The sequence below is a fragment of the Psychrobacter glacincola genome (genome assembly GCF_965118485.1).
In the GTDB taxonomy this organism is placed as follows: domain Bacteria; phylum Pseudomonadota; class Gammaproteobacteria; order Pseudomonadales; family Moraxellaceae; genus Psychrobacter; species Psychrobacter glacincola_D.
The window spans coordinates 39,293-56,625 of the sequence record NZ_CBCPJH010000023.1 but is presented as its reverse complement, the minus strand read 5'-3'; the positions used below and the strand labels follow the sequence as shown (position 1 = coordinate 56,625).

General features: G+C 42.6%; 16 protein-coding genes. 7 read left to right on the top strand and 9 right to left on the bottom strand.

The genetic code is table 11. The features are described from left to right. Nucleotides 1-176: 176 nt before the first annotated feature. Complete coding sequence (locus ACMHKH_RS09770; RefSeq protein WP_413520444.1) at nt 177-908, bottom strand: putative quorum-sensing-regulated virulence factor; 732 nt, start codon at nt 906-908, stop codon at nt 177-179. A 209-nt stretch (nt 909-1,117) separates the two neighbouring features. Between ACMHKH_RS09770 and ACMHKH_RS09765 the strand changes: the two genes are divergently transcribed. Continuing rightward, nucleotides 1,118-1,708 carry a M23 family metallopeptidase gene (locus ACMHKH_RS09765; RefSeq protein WP_413520449.1) on the top strand — a complete coding sequence of 197 codons (591 nt, stop codon included), beginning with the start codon at nt 1,118-1,120 and terminating at the stop codon, nt 1,706-1,708. A gap of 13 nt (nt 1,709-1,721) precedes the next feature. Here ACMHKH_RS09765 and phoR read toward each other — a convergent pair whose 3' ends face one another. From phoR to dtd, 3 genes are all read right to left on the bottom strand, one after another. Then, on the bottom strand, nt 1,722-2,786 hold the full coding sequence (gene phoR, locus ACMHKH_RS09760) for a phosphate regulon sensor histidine kinase PhoR (RefSeq protein WP_413520443.1): 1,065 nt from the start codon (nt 2,784-2,786) through the stop codon (nt 1,722-1,724). A gap of 55 nt (nt 2,787-2,841) precedes the next feature. Further along, a complete protein-coding gene (gene phoB / locus ACMHKH_RS09755; protein WP_413520442.1) occupies nt 2,842-3,546 on the bottom strand; it encodes a phosphate regulon transcriptional regulator PhoB in 705 nt (234 codons plus the stop codon). A gap of 151 nt (nt 3,547-3,697) precedes the next feature. Then, the gene (gene dtd, locus ACMHKH_RS09750; RefSeq protein WP_413520441.1) at nt 3,698-4,150 is read right to left on the bottom strand and encodes a D-aminoacyl-tRNA deacylase; all 453 of its coding nucleotides are present in this window, start codon (nt 4,148-4,150) and stop codon (nt 3,698-3,700) included. Between the two features lie 152 nt (nt 4,151-4,302). Here dtd and asd point away from each other — a divergent pair, with 152 nt between their 5' ends. The 6 genes from asd to phoU all read left to right on the top strand — a co-directional run bounded on the left by asd (nt 4,303) and on the right by phoU (nt 10,671). Next, a complete protein-coding gene (gene asd, locus ACMHKH_RS09745; protein WP_413520440.1) occupies nt 4,303-5,136 on the top strand; it encodes an archaetidylserine decarboxylase in 834 nt (277 codons plus the stop codon). A gap of 344 nt (nt 5,137-5,480) precedes the next feature. Continuing rightward, complete coding sequence (gene pstS / locus ACMHKH_RS09740; RefSeq protein WP_413520439.1) at nt 5,481-6,647, top strand: phosphate ABC transporter substrate-binding protein PstS; 1,167 nt, start codon at nt 5,481-5,483, stop codon at nt 6,645-6,647. A 189-nt stretch (nt 6,648-6,836) separates the two neighbouring features. After that, the gene (pstC, locus tag ACMHKH_RS09735) at nt 6,837-7,787 is read left to right on the top strand and encodes a phosphate ABC transporter permease subunit PstC (RefSeq protein ID WP_413520438.1); all 951 of its coding nucleotides are present in this window, start codon (nt 6,837-6,839) and stop codon (nt 7,785-7,787) included. Between the two features lie 83 nt (nt 7,788-7,870). Beyond that, a complete protein-coding gene (gene pstA, locus ACMHKH_RS09730) occupies nt 7,871-8,785 on the top strand; it encodes a phosphate ABC transporter permease PstA (protein ID WP_413520437.1) in 915 nt (304 codons plus the stop codon). Between the two features lie 215 nt (nt 8,786-9,000). Then, nucleotides 9,001-9,771 (top strand): phosphate ABC transporter ATP-binding protein PstB, encoded by a 771-nt coding sequence (pstB, locus tag ACMHKH_RS09725; protein ID WP_413520448.1) that lies wholly within the window; start codon nt 9,001-9,003, stop codon nt 9,769-9,771. A 162-nt stretch (nt 9,772-9,933) separates the two neighbouring features. Then, on the top strand, nt 9,934-10,671 hold the full coding sequence (gene phoU, locus ACMHKH_RS09720) for a phosphate signaling complex protein PhoU (protein ID WP_413520447.1): 738 nt from the start codon (nt 9,934-9,936) through the stop codon (nt 10,669-10,671). Between the two features lie 79 nt (nt 10,672-10,750). Here the strand turns inward: phoU and ACMHKH_RS09715 are convergent, their stop codons facing one another. The 5 genes from ACMHKH_RS09715 to fadB form a co-directional block, all read right to left on the bottom strand. Beyond that, a complete protein-coding gene (locus ACMHKH_RS09715; RefSeq protein WP_413520436.1) occupies nt 10,751-11,356 on the bottom strand; it encodes a DUF1287 domain-containing protein in 606 nt (201 codons plus the stop codon). A gap of 116 nt (nt 11,357-11,472) precedes the next feature. Next, nucleotides 11,473-12,102 carry an HD domain-containing protein gene (locus tag ACMHKH_RS09710; protein WP_413520435.1) on the bottom strand — a complete coding sequence of 210 codons (630 nt, stop codon included), beginning with the start codon at nt 12,100-12,102 and terminating at the stop codon, nt 11,473-11,475. Between the two features lie 188 nt (nt 12,103-12,290). Beyond that, nucleotides 12,291-12,869, bottom strand: coding sequence for an isochorismatase family protein (locus ACMHKH_RS09705; RefSeq protein ID WP_413520434.1), 579 nt, complete (start codon nt 12,867-12,869; stop codon nt 12,291-12,293). Nucleotides 12,870-13,125: 256 nt separating this feature from the next. Further along, on the bottom strand, nt 13,126-14,298 hold the full coding sequence (fadA, locus tag ACMHKH_RS09700; protein ID WP_413520433.1) for an acetyl-CoA C-acyltransferase FadA: 1,173 nt from the start codon (nt 14,296-14,298) through the stop codon (nt 13,126-13,128). A gap of 257 nt (nt 14,299-14,555) precedes the next feature. Next, entirely contained in the window at nt 14,556-16,715 is a 2,160-nt protein-coding gene (gene fadB / locus ACMHKH_RS09695; RefSeq protein WP_413520432.1) for a fatty acid oxidation complex subunit alpha FadB, read from the bottom strand. Nucleotides 16,716-17,333 lie beyond the last annotated feature (618 nt).

Here is a 17,333-nt window from a genome sequence, read left to right as displayed (position 1 = left end):
AAAATAAGTAGTTTCTCAAACCTTTATACAGCATAACACCTAAGATAAATGTGAAAAAACTTAGAAGTCATGTTTTATTAGCATTGAGCAAGATTTATTTTAGCATAGGCATGGCAATCACGCGGTCGCAACAATTTATCACTACGCAATTACTACATTTTTGTACCCTTTATTTATCACGCATCCGTAGACGCATTATTTGCAGTTTTTATTGATTCCGCTTCTTTTTCAGTTTTGACACGTTTAGTCAATGCAGAATACAGCGATGGCTGCATATTATGAATATTGCCCAGCATCCATTTTACATAGCTAATTGGTACATCTTTAATCGGCATGCCTTTATGTTTACCAAACGGCATTTTACTGACTGGATTGGCTTTATTAGCGATAGCATGCGCTGCTACAAAATCAGTCGGTGCAATCTCTAAACGCTCACAGCAAGCCTGATAAAGCAGATAGCACATACGGGCATCGCCGAGCGCATCATGAGCGGCAATTGTCATTCTACTTGCCTCGCCCTTGCCCAATAACTGCTCAATACATTTGGACTGACCGTAGGCGCTCCATTCCGGAAAGGCGACGCGCGCCAGCCGAACGGTACAAATTAGCTTAGCAGCAGGGCTGCCAATTACTCGCCAATCAAAGCGGACATTATGCCCAATAAGATACTCAGGCAATTCAAACTGCTCAAGCTCAAAACGCTCAAGCCCAGCCACATCTTCATCGGTAATGCCATGAATTCTAATCACGACTGGTGATATCGAACGTCCACTATTAAAGTATTTCATCCACTCAAAGCCTGTAGCTACATTAATCGTTGCCACTTGGATAGGTCTTGGATCTTTACCTTGGTCGGTTTCAGTATCGATAATCAGCGCAGTGTCAAAATCAGTCGTAAATTGAGTCATAATAATCAGTCAGAAATGGTGATTTATAAAATAAAGAGCCGTTATAGATAATCGCTTTATTCATATTAAAATATTCAATATAACAGCAGACTATGTTTACTACCTTGATATTTATGGGGATAAAAGTTAGATATAACAATACTATACGAAAGGTTAATAGTTGAAGGCCATATAATATAAATTAAAGCAATAAAGAAAAAGAGATGTCAATGCGACCAAATAGCAATCATGAACAAACCAAGCCTACGTTTATCAGCCGCGTAATCAGCGTACTTATTAAGGCTGCGATATTGCTGATGTTATTATTCGTATTTGACAGATTACTGCCAACTATCAGCCAGCAAACTCAGTCATTTTTCATAGCAAAATGGCAGCAGCTCAGCCTCTTGCAACAACCGCTGCCGACAGAGAATAGCTTGCCAAATCCGCTACCCAAGCAGCATCTAGCAGACACATGGGGCGCTGCTCGTAGCCAAGATCGCTCTCATGAAGGGATTGATATTTTTGCCAAGCGCAGTACACCGATACAAGCAACGACCCAAGGTATCGTTAGTAAAGTAGGCGAAGATGCTTTAGGAGGTCGCGTTGTTATGATAATTGGACCGGGCGGCGCCAGACATTATTACGCACATTTGGAAGACTATGCTGATATCTCTGCTAATGACTGGGTAAATACTAGCGATACCATCGGTTATGTCGGTGATAGCGGTAATGCTAAAGGCACACCGCCGCATGTTCATTATGGAATTTATATTAATGGTAGCGCCGTGAACCCTTATCCATTTTTGCAAAAGGATTAGAAGGTATTAGGCATTAATTCAGCGCGGCAGAGCGCACATAACAATCTGGGAATACCGCACTAAATGTCGAGCCAGCCCCTTCTACTGACTCGATTTGTAAGCTCGCTTCATGCTGATATAAAACATGTTTTACAATTGCCAATCCAAGCCCTGTGCCACCTGTCGCTCGGCTACGCCCACTGTCAACGCGATAAAAGCGCTCAGTCAAACGGGCAAGATGCTGCGGTGCAATACCAATACCGTTATCCTCAACCGCAAAACGGCAGCCCTCAATCGTCTTAGTCCAGCTAATAGAGATATTGCCACCTTTTGGTGTATATTTTATGGCATTAATCACCAGATTAGACAATGCGCTATTTAAATACATCTCTGAACCATATAGCCCGTCATAGGTATCAATATGTAAATGAATAGTATGTTGATATTCTTGATTGTACGCCTGCGCATCATCATAAACATGAGTGAGTAGCTTGGTCATATCAATATCATTAAACGCATGGGTTTCTTCAATTTCGATGCGTGATAGCAGCAATAAGTCATTGACGACTCTATTCATGCGCGCCGTTTGCTGGGTCATCAGCTCAAAGCCGCGGCGCCAATGCGACGGCATATCTGGCTGATCGGAAAAATTCTCCAAATAACCCATCAATACTGTTAATGGCGTACGTAACTCATGCGAGACATTTGCCACAAAGTCACGGCGCATTGCTTCTAAATGCTGCAAGCGGGTTACATCATAAATAATCAGCAATTTTTCATCACCAAACGGCGTTAGCTCACATTTTAGATAACGATTTGGGTCTTGCCATGAGATGATATGTACGCTCTCATCGGCATCCATATTAAGCGTTGTTGCGGCTTGATAATAGTGACGAAACTCAGGCACTTGGATAAAATCAAAGATACATCTGCCTTTATCTGTGGATTGCAAAAATAATAAATCCTGCGCCGCTTGGTTCCACCATTCAAGCCCATCATCGTCATTGAGTAAAATGACGGCATCACGTAATGCTCGTAAGGCACTTCTAATTTTTTTAAGTTGCTTGGTGGCACCCTGCTCATTATCTTGGATAGGCATTTTTATTTATCCGTTATTTTTTACTGTTTCTCTACTATAATCATATTACTAGCGATTAACCTTTTTCGATACGGCTAGAAAATCGGTAACCCGTACCGCGTACCGTTTGTATCAAGGTATCACAATCATGTGGACGCAGTAATGTGCGCAAACGCTTTACGTGAACGTCAATCGTTCTATCTTCGATATAGACATTGCCACCCCATACTTGGTCGAGAAGTTGGGCACGGGTATAAGCGCGCTCTGGATGACTCATAAAAAACGCCAATAAACGATATTCTGTTGGACCCATATCGATAATGTCATCACCTACCATAAAGCGATGGCTTTTGGCATCTAAAGTGAGCTTACCTATATTGATAGGTTTGTCGCCGCTTAGCGCATTACTACGGCGTAAGACTGCTTTGATTCTTGAGATGAGTTCACGGGTCGAGAAAGGCTTGGTCATATAATCATCGGCGCCTGCATCAAGACCATGTACCTTACTGTCCTCCTCACTTTTGGCGGTCAACATAATAACCGGTATCTCAGCAAGCAGCGCATCACTTTTTAGCATACGGCAAAAATCAATCCCACTTTTATCACCGGGCAACATCCAGTCTAATAAAATCAGTGCTGGACGGTGATCTACCACCTGTTGATGCGCCTCTGACACATCAGCTGCCTGCAAACTATCAAAGCCTGCCATCTCTAGGGTCATGACGACCATTTCACGAATGGCGTCTTCATCTTCAACAATCAAAATTTGCTCTTTAGACATAGTGTATTCTTAGTGTTAGAGGACAAAATAGAGTTTATAAAAGCAGTAATAAACGCGGATAAGCGTTCCTTTATTAAAAGGCTTAATTATGACAGCTTGATGACATTTACTTTTAAATTTCATCATACTTAGTGGCAATTCTAACCACCTATTATACTTCTAATAAAAAGTTTAATGGTCCATCATTGACACTCAACACTTGCATATCAGCGCCAAACTGACCCGTTGCAACCGTTGGATGTTGCGTCTTTGCATAATCAACTAATTGTGCAAATAATGATTGTGCAATATCAGGTGCCATCGCACCGCCAAAGTCAGGACGACGACCTTTATCGGTTTTTGCCATCAAGGTAAATTGTGAAATGAGTAATAGCCCACCACCGACTTGTTGGACATTTTTATCGAGTTTACCGAATTTGGCTGGATCTTCATCATTTTCAAAGATACGATACGTGAGGATTTTATCGACCATTCGCTGCGCACTTTGCAAATTATCATCAGGTCCTAAACCAATATACGCCAGCACGCCGTGCTCAATAGCACCAACGCAGCAGTCATCAACGGTGACGCTAGCATGATTTACCCGCTGGATAAGCGCTCTCATTGCTTACCTCCTTTAACGATTATGCTCATACAGTCAGTGGCTGACCATGATAAAATACAGCCATCTGTTATTTTTTAGCACCGCTTTCTATTTTGAACATTAGTTTTCTATTTTAATACTTATCTTTTTAACCACTTTTTTGGTCATCTATTATGAATGTATTTACTACCTTACAACAGTTTGTTCCGCAGCAAAAAATCAGTAAAGCAGCTGGACGCTTAGCGGCGAGTCGTCACCCTTGGGTAAAACGCGTCTTTATTCGTAGCTTTGCCAAAGCTTATGATGTTAGCTTAGATGAATATGAGCGTCAAAGTTTAAACGCTTATGAGAGCTTTAATGATTTTTTTACCCGTGAGCTACAAGACGATGCCCGCGCTATCGATACTACTATCAACGGTATCGTCAGCCCTGCTGATGGAATGATATCTCAGCTTGGACAAATCAATGACCAGAAACTATTGCAAGCCAAAGGTCGTGACTACGATATCGGGCAATTACTGGCTGACAGTAGCGACGGCGATTATTTCGCGGATGGTAGTTTTGCCACTGTTTACCTTGCCCCAAGCAATTATCACCGCGTCCATATGCCATTTGATGGTACATTGACCAAAACCCGTTATGTACCTGGTACTCTGTTTTCGGTCAATAATACCACGGCCGCAAATGTGCCAGATTTATTTGCTCGCAACGAGCGCTTAGTCTGTTTGTTTGATACCGCTTATGGTAAAGCAGCAGTAGTGATGGTCGGTGCCATGATTGTCGCTGGGATTGAGACGGTCGCGACAGGTAAAATTAGCCGTACCGATGATATTCAAGAAGCAGATCATGATATGAGCTTTAAGAAAGGCGCTGAGCTTGGGCGTTTTTATTTAGGCTCGACCGCGATTGTGGTACTGCCAAAAGCAGCAAACACTGATTGGCAAAATACTATGAAGCATGGCTCAACGGTACAAATGGGTCAGTTACTAGGTAGCGCTAAAATTTAGTCCCATTTATCTAAGTACAAAACGCTTTTAATAAGCGATATTAGCAAATATGAGCATAGGCAGTAGTGATATCACTGCCTATGCTTTTTTATTTGCCTTATATAGTGAAATTCTTTTAAAAACATGTGCTTAAACGCTTCTCCACTTTCCTATCTATAGACATCTCTTCTCGTAAGCCGCTATTCTTTTTTAATAGTAAGGCTTTATGTCATCAAACTGTCATATTCATTTGGCAAACTCTACTTATTAACCGCACAGCATCATTTCAGCAAACTTTAGAAAACCATTGTTATTGTTATTTGTAAATGCTTGATACTCAAAATTGATTAATTTTAGGAGAAATAATGCGTTATTCATTCATGGCAGTAGCAATCGCTAGCACGTTGGCATTAGCCGCTTGTAACCAAACGACCAGCAACAACGAGAGCGATAAAACCAACGAAACAGCCAACGAGTCTGCCACAGCAGCGCCATCAAACGCCGCTGCTAGTGGCGATGCTAATGTTAGCTCAGCTGAAAATGTATCGATGAATATTACTGGTGCTGGCGCCTCTTTTCCACAGCCTATCTACGCTAAGTGGTCAGACGCCTATAATAAAGCCACAGGTGGTCAGGTGAACTATCAGTCTATTGGCTCATCGGGCGGTATCAAACAAATCGTTGCAAAGACTGTAGATTTTGGGGCATCTGATGCGCCGATGACACCAGAGGAATTAAACGAAGCAGGTCTGATACAGTTCCCAACTGTGATTGGTGGCGTAGTGCCTATTGTTAACATCGACGGCATTAAGCCCGGTCAGTTAAAGCTAGACGGCAAAATGCTAGCTGACATCTATCTTGGCAAAATCAGCAAATGGAACGACCCTGCTATCGTAGCGATGAATCCAGAGCTTAAACTACCAGACGCTGCGATTACTACAGTTTTTCGCTCAGACGGTTCTGGGACGACGTTTAACTTCACTGACTATCTAGCAAAAGTTTCAAGCGATTGGAAAGACAAAATTGGCGTCGATAAGACCGTCAAATGGCCAACGTCGGCTACCGGTGCGGGTGGTAAAGGTAATGAAGGTGTGTCGAGCTATGTCACACGCATGAAAAACTCTATTGGCTATGTTGAGTATGCTTACGCTAAGCAAAACGGCATGGCACACGTCGCCCTTAAAAATGCTGCAGGTAATGTTGTACAGCCTTCTGCCAAAACCTTTGCAGCAGCTGGTGACATAGACTGGTCAAAACAAGAAGGTTTTTATAAAATCATTACCAACTCTGAAACAGCGCAAGCATGGCCAATCGCCGCGGCAACTTTTATCTTAGTACATAAGCAGCCACAAGATGCCAAGCAAGTCGCTGGTGTATTAAAGTTCTTTGACTGGGCTTATGCGCAAGGTGATGACGACGCCATGGCGCTTGATTACGTACCGTTTTCTGATACTGCCGTTGCTTTATTTAAAGCAAAATGGAATGAGGTCAAAGGCAGCGACGGCCAACCTGTCTATAAGCCTGCGCAGTAAGCTGTTTATCCTAGTGATTGCATAATCACTGTCGAGCTTACCTCTCAAACCACTATTCTCCGGTATGGGTTTGAGAGGTTTTATCACAGAAAATTTAAAGATCTTTTTAAGTTTTTTGTGATAAAACCTCATCGACTATTTTGACTCTTTTACTATTTTGACTTGATTCTATTCAACGCTGAGACACTTATGAATAATTTAAGGTCCCAACTGGCAAAACAAAAACGCTACGATGCCATCTTTGTCAATGCGACAAAAGCCTTTGCAATCTTGGTGCTGCTGTCGCTTGGTGGCATTCTCCTGTCATTAATTGTAGGCGCTTGGCCAAGCATCACTGAGTTTGGGCTGGGGTTTTATACCAGCAATAACTGGGATACGGTGAACGATCAATACGGTGCACTGGCCCCCATTTACGGGACGGTTGTCACCTCTCTTATTGCGATCGCTATAGCGGTGCCAGTTAGCTTTGGTATTGCTATCTTTTTGACCGAACTGTGCCCTAACTTCTTAAAAAAACCGTTAGGTATCGCCATTGAGCTGTTGGCAGGTATCCCTTCTATTATCTACGGCATGTGGGGCTTGTTTGTCTTTGCACCTTATTTTAGCGAACATATTCAGCCATGGTTGATTGAAAATATCGGTCCTCTGCCTATTATCGGGCAAGTATTCACTGGTGCACCAATGGGGCTTGGCATGTTTACTGCCTCCTTGGTATTGGCGATTATGATTATTCCATTTATTGCAGCCACCATGCGCGATGTCTTTTCTGTGGTGCCTGATTTATTAAAAGAATCTGCTTATGGCATGGGTGCGACGACGTGGGAGGTCATGTTCAAAATCATCTTACCTTATACCAAGGCGGGCGTAGTCGGTGGTGTAATTTTAGGGCTTGGGCGCGCATTGGGCGAGACGATGGCGGTGACCTTTTTAATCGGTAATGCCTTTAATATTAGCCCGAGTCTGTTTACCTCTGGGGTGACGATTACCTCGGCACTCGCTAATGAGTTTGCCGAAGCATCCAGTGAATTGCATTTAGCATCGCTATTGCATCTGGGCTTAATCCTATTTGTCATTACCTTTATTGTGTTGTCCATCTCTAAGCTGATGCTGATGCGTATTGACCAAAAAGCCGGTCATTAAATAGCACTAGCATCCTGTTATAAGGCAATCATGTTAGCCAACTACTTAACCCAATCCTTCGACCAACAAAGGACAAACGCCTAATGACTTTAGCGACTGTCACGCCTGACATTGAACAAACCAACCAGCCAGCTTTGCGCTTTGAAGACCGCTATAACAAGCGTTTATATCATAAGCGTCGTCTGATCAATAGATTGGGACTTGGTTTTGCTATCTCAGCCATCGCTTTTGGTTTGTTCTGGCTGACGTGGATTTTGATAACGCTTTTTGTTGAGGGTTTTCAAGGGTTAATTGAGATGCCGGTATTTATAGCAGATACACCGCCACCTATGGGTGATGGTGGTTTACGTAACGCCATTATTGGTTCAATAATGATCGCATTGTTAGGTCTCGCGATTGGTACACCGATCGGTATGATGGCGGGCATCTATTTAGCGGAGTTCTCACAAGGCAGTCTATTGGGTAAAGTGACCCGCTTTTTAAACGATATCTTGCTGTCGGCACCTTCTATCGTTATTGGTTTGTTCGTCTATGCACTGATGGTGAAAGGTCAAAGTTTCTCCGGTTGGGCGGGTGCAGTCGCGCTTGCTTTGATTGTGATTCCAATCGTCGTCCGTACGACTGAGAATATGCTAAATCTGGTACCAAACACTTTACGTGAGGCAGCTTATGCACTCGGTACACCAAAGTGGAAGCTGATAAGTACGGTCACGCTTAAAGCTGCTAAAGCAGGTCTGACCACAGGGGTGCTACTGGCGTTTGCCCGCATAACCGGTGAGACCGCGCCTTTACTATTTACTGCGTTAAACAATCAGTACTTTAGCACCAATATGAGCCAACCGATGGCAAACTTACCGAACACTATTTATCAGTTTGCTATGAGCCCGTATGACAACTGGCATGCACTGGCATGGGCAGCAGCATTATTGATTACTGCGACGGTATTAATGGTCAATATCCTCGCGCGCTTTATTGGCGGCAAAGATCATACCAGATAAATTAAATATATTGAGCACTGAGCTCTCACTACTTTTTTAACGATATTTTAAAATGGCTGGATAAGATTATGACTAAAGTACTAGAGAGAAAAACTGCTAAGCAGAAAACACACAAAAGCATTATTAAGGGTAATTTTCTAGGTCGAGCAACCTCTAATAACAACCAACAGCAGCAGCCAGATAGCGCTCATCTGACTAAACAAACCATAGCAGATATGCCCGATAACATGCCTCCTGCTAAGATTACCATTCGAGATTTAGATTTTTATTACGGGGATTTTAAAGCGTTAAAAAACATCAATATCGACATCCCAGAAAAGAATGTAACCGCTTTTATTGGTCCATCAGGCTGCGGTAAGTCCACCCTACTACGTACCTTTAACCGCATGTACGATTTGTATCCGAGCATGCATGCCGAAGGTCAAATCATCCTTGATGGCAACAATATTCTGGCAAAAGAGATGGATGTCAATTTGTTACGTGCGCGTGTAGGTATGGTTTTTCAAAAACCGACCCCATTCCCGATGTCAATCTATGACAACGTGGCATTTGGCGTTCGTCTATATGAAAAACTGAGTAAAGCAGAGATGGATGAGCGTGTCGAATGGGCATTGAAAAAAGCGGCATTATGGCTCGAGGTAAAAGACAAACTTAAAGCCTCAGGATTGTCATTATCAGGCGGTCAACAACAACGACTTTGTATTGCTCGTGGTGTGGCAACGAAACCTGAAGTATTGTTATTAGATGAGCCAACCTCAGCGCTTGATCCTATTTCGACAGGCGCAATTGAAGACTTAATCACAGATTTAAAAAGTGATTATACGATCGCTATCGTGACCCACAACATGCAGCAAGCCGCGCGCATTTCCGACTACACCGCTTATATGTATTTGGGTGACATGGTAGAGATGGGTGAAACCGATCAAATATTTACCAATCCGGCCCAAAAAGCGACTGAAGACTATATTACCGGTCGTTATGGCTAAGTTGCTTTTGCTTAAAAAAATGATTTAAAGAAGTTGTTTAGAGCATTCATTTAGAGCAGTGACTTATAAACGATCATGTATCACCATCATCATTTTGGCAGTATTTTTATGACCAATATCCATAGCAATGCGATTAAGACTGATACGATTAAGGAAGTGACCATGCTAGTAACTGAAAAGCATTTATCAAAGAGTTTTGATAATGATCTAAACGAAGTTATTGAGTTGTTTATGCAAATGGGGCGTATGGCAGCAGAGCAAGTCATGATTGCAACCCGTGCTTTGATAGCAGCAGATGAGGCAACCGCAAAAAAAGTGATTGCTGATGATGACTTAATCAATCAGTTAGAAATTAAAATCGATGAGCAAATTATTTTATTGGTTGCCAAACGTCAGCCAGCCGCCAATGATTTGCGCTTGGTGATGGCCATTAGTAAAGGTATTGTCGACTTTGAGCGTGTGGGTGATGAAGCAGAAAAGATAGCACGTATGGCATGTCAATTGATTGAAGATGGCGCATCACCAAGAGGCTATTCAGAGGTTCAGCATCTATCCAATCAAGTGCGTTTAATGCTGCTTGAGGCGCTTGACGCATTCTTATGGATGAATCCGCAGCAGGCATTTTCGGTATTGCAAAGCGATGCGTCTGTCAATGAAGAGTATCAATCTGCCACGCGCTCATTGATGACCTATATTATGGAAGACAGCCGCCATGTATCCAAAGTGATCAATATATTATGGGTATTGCGCGCACTCGAGCGTGTCGGCGACCATGCACGCAATATCGCTGAGTTGGTCATTTTTTGTACCAGTGGTAAAGATGTGCGGCATACGGATTTTTTACGAGTAGAACAAATTGTACAACAAACCACCAATGCCAGCATGAATACTAACAAATAGCCTGTTTTATATTGACTCACATCTATAAAGGCTGGCAGCTTAAAACAACCAGCAACCTTATACAGAATAAGCGTTAATTTTAATAACGAAAATGCTTAGCAATAGGATAAGCAAACAGAATGTTTTCTTCTTGCGTACCGCGTCCGATATTATGAATAATCAGCGGTGTGCCATCAGCAGCTGCTTTGTCTGATACGATACCTGTGTGCGGCAAATTGCCATTGGGTAAGCGCCACGTCACCACATCTCCCGCTTGAAAGCTGGATTTATCAGTGAGTGATAACGATTGCCCATGCCGCGCAAAAAACACTTCAAGATTAGGTACACGGCGATGGTCGATATTTTTATCGGTTGATTTCAGCCCCCAAATCTTTGGATAGCTTGACCAGTTGGATTTCATATCATGATTGACCAACTGCTGTAGATCTATATTTTGCAAACGATAAACACGAATAATCACATCGGTACAAACGCCAGTGTTTATTGGCACATCGCCGCGCGGAAAATCCAGATTACGATAAGTAGGATCATAGCTAGTGGTAATACCGATTTGTTTTTTGGCATCATATGCTAACTTACTGCCATCGCTGATAGGAACAACCGCTTGAGTTATTTGTGCCAATCCTAGCAGACTGATAAAGGCTAGCGATTTGCCTAGATTTTTATAACTATCAGATATTCTCATTTATTATTCTCTTTCTTTTGAATCTAACTATAAATGCTTTAGCACATGACAATTAGCATTTGAAAGACATGAACGGACTATAAAGCATTTAAACAATCAAACCATTCCTTATCCGTTTACGCATCAATCAACCAGCCCTGCGCGGTCGCAAATTCAATCTGCTGTACCTGCCAATTATAAATACTTGGAAAGCTGTCTTTAATAAATGCCAGTGCCCCTGCCACTTGCGAGCGTGTGACCCCACCATCAATCCACGTTTTCCCTTCGGTATTCAGGTTAAGCAAAAACGGTAGTAGACGATCTACCACTTTTAGCAGCTGGGTTTCTTTGCTACTACCCGTCTCTTGCTCTTCCCAAATCTCAGTTAGATTAGTAATACCATTACCACGCTCCGCTTGTAATCGCGCAATGCCCGCGCGCTCTTCGATATGCGCATCATTACGTGCATCGGCAAATAAAAACGTATCGCCAGCATCGATTTCACCCAAGTCATGTAACAATGTCATCTTAAGCAACTTTTCATGATTGACATCAAGTTCAAACAACTCAGCAATTGACCAACATGCCATCGCTAAATGCCAAGAATGTTCGGCAGAGTTTTCTAGACGAGTCGTACCCGTTACATAGCTACGGCGATTCACTCGTTTAAGGGCATCAAGCTCTAATAAGAAATGAGTGACATGATCTATGTCAATGTTTGAAGCAAGTGTTGGATTGGTTAATAAAACGGGTTTGGCTGATGGCATGGTTATGTTATCTCTAGCATTTAGCAGGTAAATTTATAGTGCTCAAAACTACCTTTGAGCACCGATATACATTATACCTTTATGAGCGCTATAAAAGAGGATGCCAACCTGTAATTAATGAGCGTCAATATGATAAAAAAATAGCGCTTATGTTAGTAAGCGCTATCTGCTCTAAATCTAGTAAAAAACTACTTAATCAAATTGCTAATCGTTTTAAAGGCAGGGTCTTTACTACTGCGGCAAAGCTCAAACAGAATGGTTTCAACCGTGGTAATCACGCCACCAGCACGGCGAATACGGCGAATTGCTTGCTTTTTATCATAGGGAAAGCGCGAACCGACGGCATCACCAATAATAACCGGCTGCATACCATTATCAAGCAAATCAAGTGCCGTTTGTAGCACGCAAACATGGGTTTCGACCCCGAATAATAAAACAATGCTACGGTTTTGCTGTGCCAGATGGTTCCATGAATCGTCGTTATCACAGGCACTAAAGGTAACTTTTTCAAAACCTTTGGCATTATCGCCTTCTAATAGCTCACAAATTTCAGGTAAGGTTTCGCCTAAGCCCTTTTTATATTGCTCATTGAGCATAATCGGTACATCAAGCGCTTGTAGACCTTTAATCAAAGTCGTTATTTTTTTGATAATATTTTCATGGTCATAGATATGCGGGGTTAGACGCTCTTGGACGTCGATTAGCATCGCTTGGGTATTTTCGCGAGCGATTCGATAGGTACGATCGGTAATCATAGTATTAGACATTGCACACTCCTTGTACGGCTGACTTTATTGTCAAAGGCTATGTTAATTTTATCATTAATATTGTCTTTATTAGCCTTACTCTCATTTAGTCACAGTTTAGCGAATGCGTCAATGGAGATAAGCGATATAACACTTTTTGATGTTTGAATTTTTATAAAAGCCCTGTGATTCATAAATCAAAAAACCCCCAGTCATGATGACTAGGGGTTTTTATTAGAGCACTTAACTATTTTAAAATTGGTACGATATTACAGGCTTAAACACGCTCAATAATCGTGGCGATACCTTGACCAAGACCGATACACATAGTGGCTAGACCGATTTCAGTATCTGATTGCTCCATAGCGTTAAGCAATGTCACTGTGATACGCGCGCCTGAACACCCTAGTGGATGACCTAAGGCAATTGCGCCACCATTGATGTTGACGATGTCTTGCTTATCCGTCAAGTTCAATGCTTTTAGTACTGATAAGCCTTGCGCGGCAAACGCTTCGTTTAGCTCGATAGTTTGCATATCATCGATGCTCATGCCAGCACGTTTAAGCGCTTTTTGCGTCGCAGGTACTGGACCGTAGCCCATGATAGCTGCATCACAACCAGCAATTGCCATACTACGAATACGCGCACGTGGCTTTAGACCTAGCTCTTTAGCTTTTTGGGCGCTCATAACCAGCATCGCTGCTGCACCATCAGATAATGCAGATGAGGTAGCAGCAGTCACTGTACCGCCTACTGGATCAAAGGCTGGACGTAGCTTTTGCATTTGTTCCATCGTCGCATCTGGACGAATCACTTCATCAACAGTACATAGTTGCAAGCGACCCGCTTCGTCATGGCCTTCGATACCGATAATTTCATTATCAAAACGACCTTCAGTGGTTGCAGCCCATGCACGGCGATGCGACTCAAGACCAAAGGCATCTTGCTCTTCACGCGTGATATTATTCATGCGACCTAGCATTTCAGCGGTCAAGCCCATCATGTTTGACGCTTTTGCATAATGCTTTGACGCTTCAGGGTTCAGATCAACGCCATGCATCATGCCGACGTGACCCATATGCTCAACACCACCGATGATGAATACATCACCTTGACCGGTCATAATTTGGGCAGCAGCAGTATGTAGCGCTTGCATAGAAGAACCACATAGACGGTTAACGGTTTGACCGCCAGCTGTCTTAGGGATATCAGCAAGTAGACCGATGTTACGACCGATGTTTAAACCTTGCTCTAGCGTCTGGTTTACGCAGCCCCAGATGATGTCTTCGACGTCACGTGGGTCAAAGTCATTACGCTCAACCAATGCACGAACCAATTCAGCAGACATGCTATCAGCGCGGACATGACGGAACATACCGTTTTTGGTTTTACCCATCGCTGAGCGTACGCCATCTACGATGACCACGTCTTTTGGACTTAAAATTGTCATACTATCTTCCTTTTCAATTTTTATTGTCAGTGTAGTCAGTTCATTCAGTTCTATTAAATTGTCAATCTCGCTTAAAATACAATATGTACCTCTGCGCTCGATTTCCTTGTACTAGCATCAAACTGAACCAACTATAATCGTACGTCTGCTATCAAAGATTTGTTATTGAAGAACAATGCCATTAAATATAAATACTTTAATTGCTCTCAATCTCAAACAGCAAACGTACGGCACTTCATTCTAGTAATGACTGCCGATTACGCGGTGGCGTAAAAGGTCTCGCCTGCTGCTGCCATGTCGCGAATCTTTTGCGGGGCTTCATAAGCTTTGCCAAGATGGGCGTATTTTTCACATAGTGCCAAGTAGTTATCTAGACCCATTTGGTCGATATAACGGCAAGGTCCACCGCGGAATGGCGGGAAACCAACGCCCATAATCATCGCCATATCCGCTTCTGATGGCGTGCTGACGATATTATCTTCTAGGCAACGGACAGTTTCATTACAGAAAGCCAGCATAGTGCGGTCGATAATCGCTTGATCATCAAAGGTTTGCTTGTCGCTATCAGTCGTGGCTTTTAATAGCTCATAAGTGGCTTCATCAGCTACTTTCTTCGGTTTGCCACGTTTGTCCATTTCATACTTATAGAAACCAACGCCGTTTTTCTGACCTAAGCGTTTGTTTTCATATAAAAGCTCAATCGCGCCTTTATAATCAGGTTTCATGCGGTCAGGGAAACCTTCTGCCATCACTTCTGCGCCATGAACACCAGTATCTAAACCAACCACGTCGATTAGATAAGCAGGACCCATTGGCCAGCCGAATTTTTCCATGACTTTATCGACATGAGCAAAATCAGCACCTTGCTTCAATAGCAAATCAAAGGCGCCAAAGTATGGGAACAGGACACGGTTGACTAAGAAACCTGGGCAATCATTAACCACAACTGGCACTTTACCCATTTTAGTAGCCAAGGCGACCGTAGTAGAAATGGCTTCTTCAGAGGACTTTTCACCACGAATGACTTCAACCAATGGCATACGGCTTACCGGATTAAAGAAATGCATACCGACGAAATTTTCTGGACGCTCAAGTGCTTCAGCCAAGAAAGTAATAGAAATAGTTGACGTATTTGAAGCTAAGATACAATTATCTTTTACCAAGCCTTCTACTTCTTTTAATACCGCACGCTTCACGTTTGGATTTTCTACGACTGCTTCGATAACGATATCAGTTTCAGCAAAATCACCATAATTCAAAGTAGGACGGATACGGCTTAACGTCTCACCCATTTTTACTGGGGTCATTTTGCCGCGTTCGACCATTTTGCCGAGTAACTTGCTGGCTTCACCCATACCAAGGTCTAATTGCTCAGACTTGATGTCTTTCATGATGATTGGCAAGCCTTTGCTGGCTGCTTGATAAGCAATACCACCGCCCATGATACCAGCGCCTAGTACGGCTGCTTCATTGATTTCATGTGCTTTTTTGCTGTGCTGCTTAGCTAATTTTTTAACCAATTGATCGCTTAAGAACAAACCAACCAAGCTTTCTGCTTGTGGGGTTTTCGCCGCTTTAGCAAAACCAGCGGCTTCTACTTCGATTGCTTTATCACGTGGTAAATTAACGTGTTTTTCCATCGCCGCGATAGCAAGTGCTGGCGCAGGATATTGCTTTGGATTGGCTTTGGCAAAGATCATACCTTTTGCGCTGTTAAATGCCATCGCTTGCTCAAGCTGATTTAATTTAACTGGAACTAGCTTCTCTTCACGCTTCGCTTTCCAATCAAGCTCACCTGAGATACATTTTTTGACCAAATCAATGGCCGCATCTTGCAAGTCATCAGCAGCAACGGTTGCATCAACTAAGCCTAGTTTTAAGGCATCGAGTGGTTTCTTTGGTGTACCAGTCGCGATAAGCTCAAGCGCATTGTCGATACCGATAACACGCGTCGTACGAACCGTACCACCAAAGCCTGGGAAGATACCCAGCTGGGTTTCTGGTAGACCAATGATGGCCTTGTCGCTCATAACACGGTATTCACAAACCAAGGTCATCTCACAACCACCGCCAAGCGCCGCACCATTGATGGCAGCTACTTTCGGGAATGGCAAATCTTCAAAGCGATTAAAGGCGTCATTAATATTAATAACCCAATCTTTAATCTCTTCTTCTGGCTGCTTAAAAGAAGCCACAAATTCTGTAATATCAGCACCAGCGATAAACACGCCTTTGCTTGACGTTACGATTAAACCCTTAACGTCATCCGTTTTTTCTAAAGCGCTAACCACTTCAGCAAATTGCTTATTGGTCTCAGCATCAAACTTATTCACGCTCTCATTTTCGGCGTTGTATTGCATGTTGGCGATGCCATCCTCTAGCATTGTCACCGTAATGCGATTTCCTTGGTATACCATTTGGAACTCCTTGCTATATAACGAAAGCTACGTTTTAAAATTAAAAGTTTTAAAATTAAATTACATAGTCAGTTATTGTTAGAAAAATGGGTAATAGCACCGCTAACCTGTACTTTTATCAAAATTATCACAAACAACATCGTCATGATGTTGTCGTAATATTGCCTTAATAAAAGCCAGCCAGATTGAACAGTACAGATATCTTTATTATCCAGCGCTTATGCTTGTACATTTATAGCTATGTACTGATGTTCGTTGTACTTATATTATATTACTGCGATTGACTGAGACTTGATCTTAAGTCATTTTTCGATTAAATAATGGTGTAAAACCACACTCATTAATCGCTAGACCAATTTCACGCCAATTAGTGTAGGGGATTATGCCCCCGACTGTCACAAGCTAATACCATACTCGCAAGTCACTCTTAAATCGACAGCAGCCCTTTACCTGACTAGCAATCTGCCCTAAGTGATTGTTTGTATACTGGAATTAGCACGTGAAACCCAAACGCTTAACCTTACCTCTTATCAAAACATATTCAGCCGCTAAGTTAAGTCGCCAATACGTAACAACGGCTTGTTATCGTCTTTCAGTGTTTCAAACGGCTTTTTTAAC

Bases quoted from the DNA above. Each gene is read 5' to 3' on its own strand.
- ACMHKH_RS09770 (WP_413520444.1), bottom strand. From the start codon at position 908: ATGACTCAATTTACGACTGATTTTGACACTGCGCTGATTATCGATACT.
- ACMHKH_RS09765 (WP_413520449.1), top strand. From the start codon at position 1,118: ATGCGACCAAATAGCAATCATGAACAAACCAAGCCTACGTTTATCAGC.
- phoR (WP_413520443.1), bottom strand. From the start codon at position 2,786: ATGCCTATCCAAGATAATGAGCAGGGTGCCACCAAGCAACTTAAAAAA.
- phoB (WP_413520442.1), bottom strand. From the start codon at position 3,546: ATGTCTAAAGAGCAAATTTTGATTGTTGAAGATGAAGACGCCATTCGT.
- dtd (WP_413520441.1), bottom strand. From the start codon at position 4,150: ATGAGAGCGCTTATCCAGCGGGTAAATCATGCTAGCGTCACCGTTGAT.
- asd (WP_413520440.1), top strand. From the start codon at position 4,303: ATGAATGTATTTACTACCTTACAACAGTTTGTTCCGCAGCAAAAAATC.
- pstS (WP_413520439.1), top strand. From the start codon at position 5,481: ATGCGTTATTCATTCATGGCAGTAGCAATCGCTAGCACGTTGGCATTA.
- pstC (WP_413520438.1), top strand. From the start codon at position 6,837: ATGAATAATTTAAGGTCCCAACTGGCAAAACAAAAACGCTACGATGCC.
- pstA (WP_413520437.1), top strand. From the start codon at position 7,871: ATGACTTTAGCGACTGTCACGCCTGACATTGAACAAACCAACCAGCCA.
- pstB (WP_413520448.1), top strand. From the start codon at position 9,001: ATGCCCGATAACATGCCTCCTGCTAAGATTACCATTCGAGATTTAGAT.
- phoU (WP_413520447.1), top strand. From the start codon at position 9,934: ATGCTAGTAACTGAAAAGCATTTATCAAAGAGTTTTGATAATGATCTA.
- ACMHKH_RS09715 (WP_413520436.1), bottom strand. From the start codon at position 11,356: ATGAGAATATCTGATAGTTATAAAAATCTAGGCAAATCGCTAGCCTTT.
- ACMHKH_RS09710 (WP_413520435.1), bottom strand. From the start codon at position 12,102: ATGCCATCAGCCAAACCCGTTTTATTAACCAATCCAACACTTGCTTCA.
- ACMHKH_RS09705 (WP_413520434.1), bottom strand. From the start codon at position 12,869: ATGTCTAATACTATGATTACCGATCGTACCTATCGAATCGCTCGCGAA.
- fadA (WP_413520433.1), bottom strand. From the start codon at position 14,298: ATGACAATTTTAAGTCCAAAAGACGTGGTCATCGTAGATGGCGTACGC.
- fadB (WP_413520432.1), bottom strand. From the start codon at position 16,715: ATGGTATACCAAGGAAATCGCATTACGGTGACAATGCTAGAGGATGGC.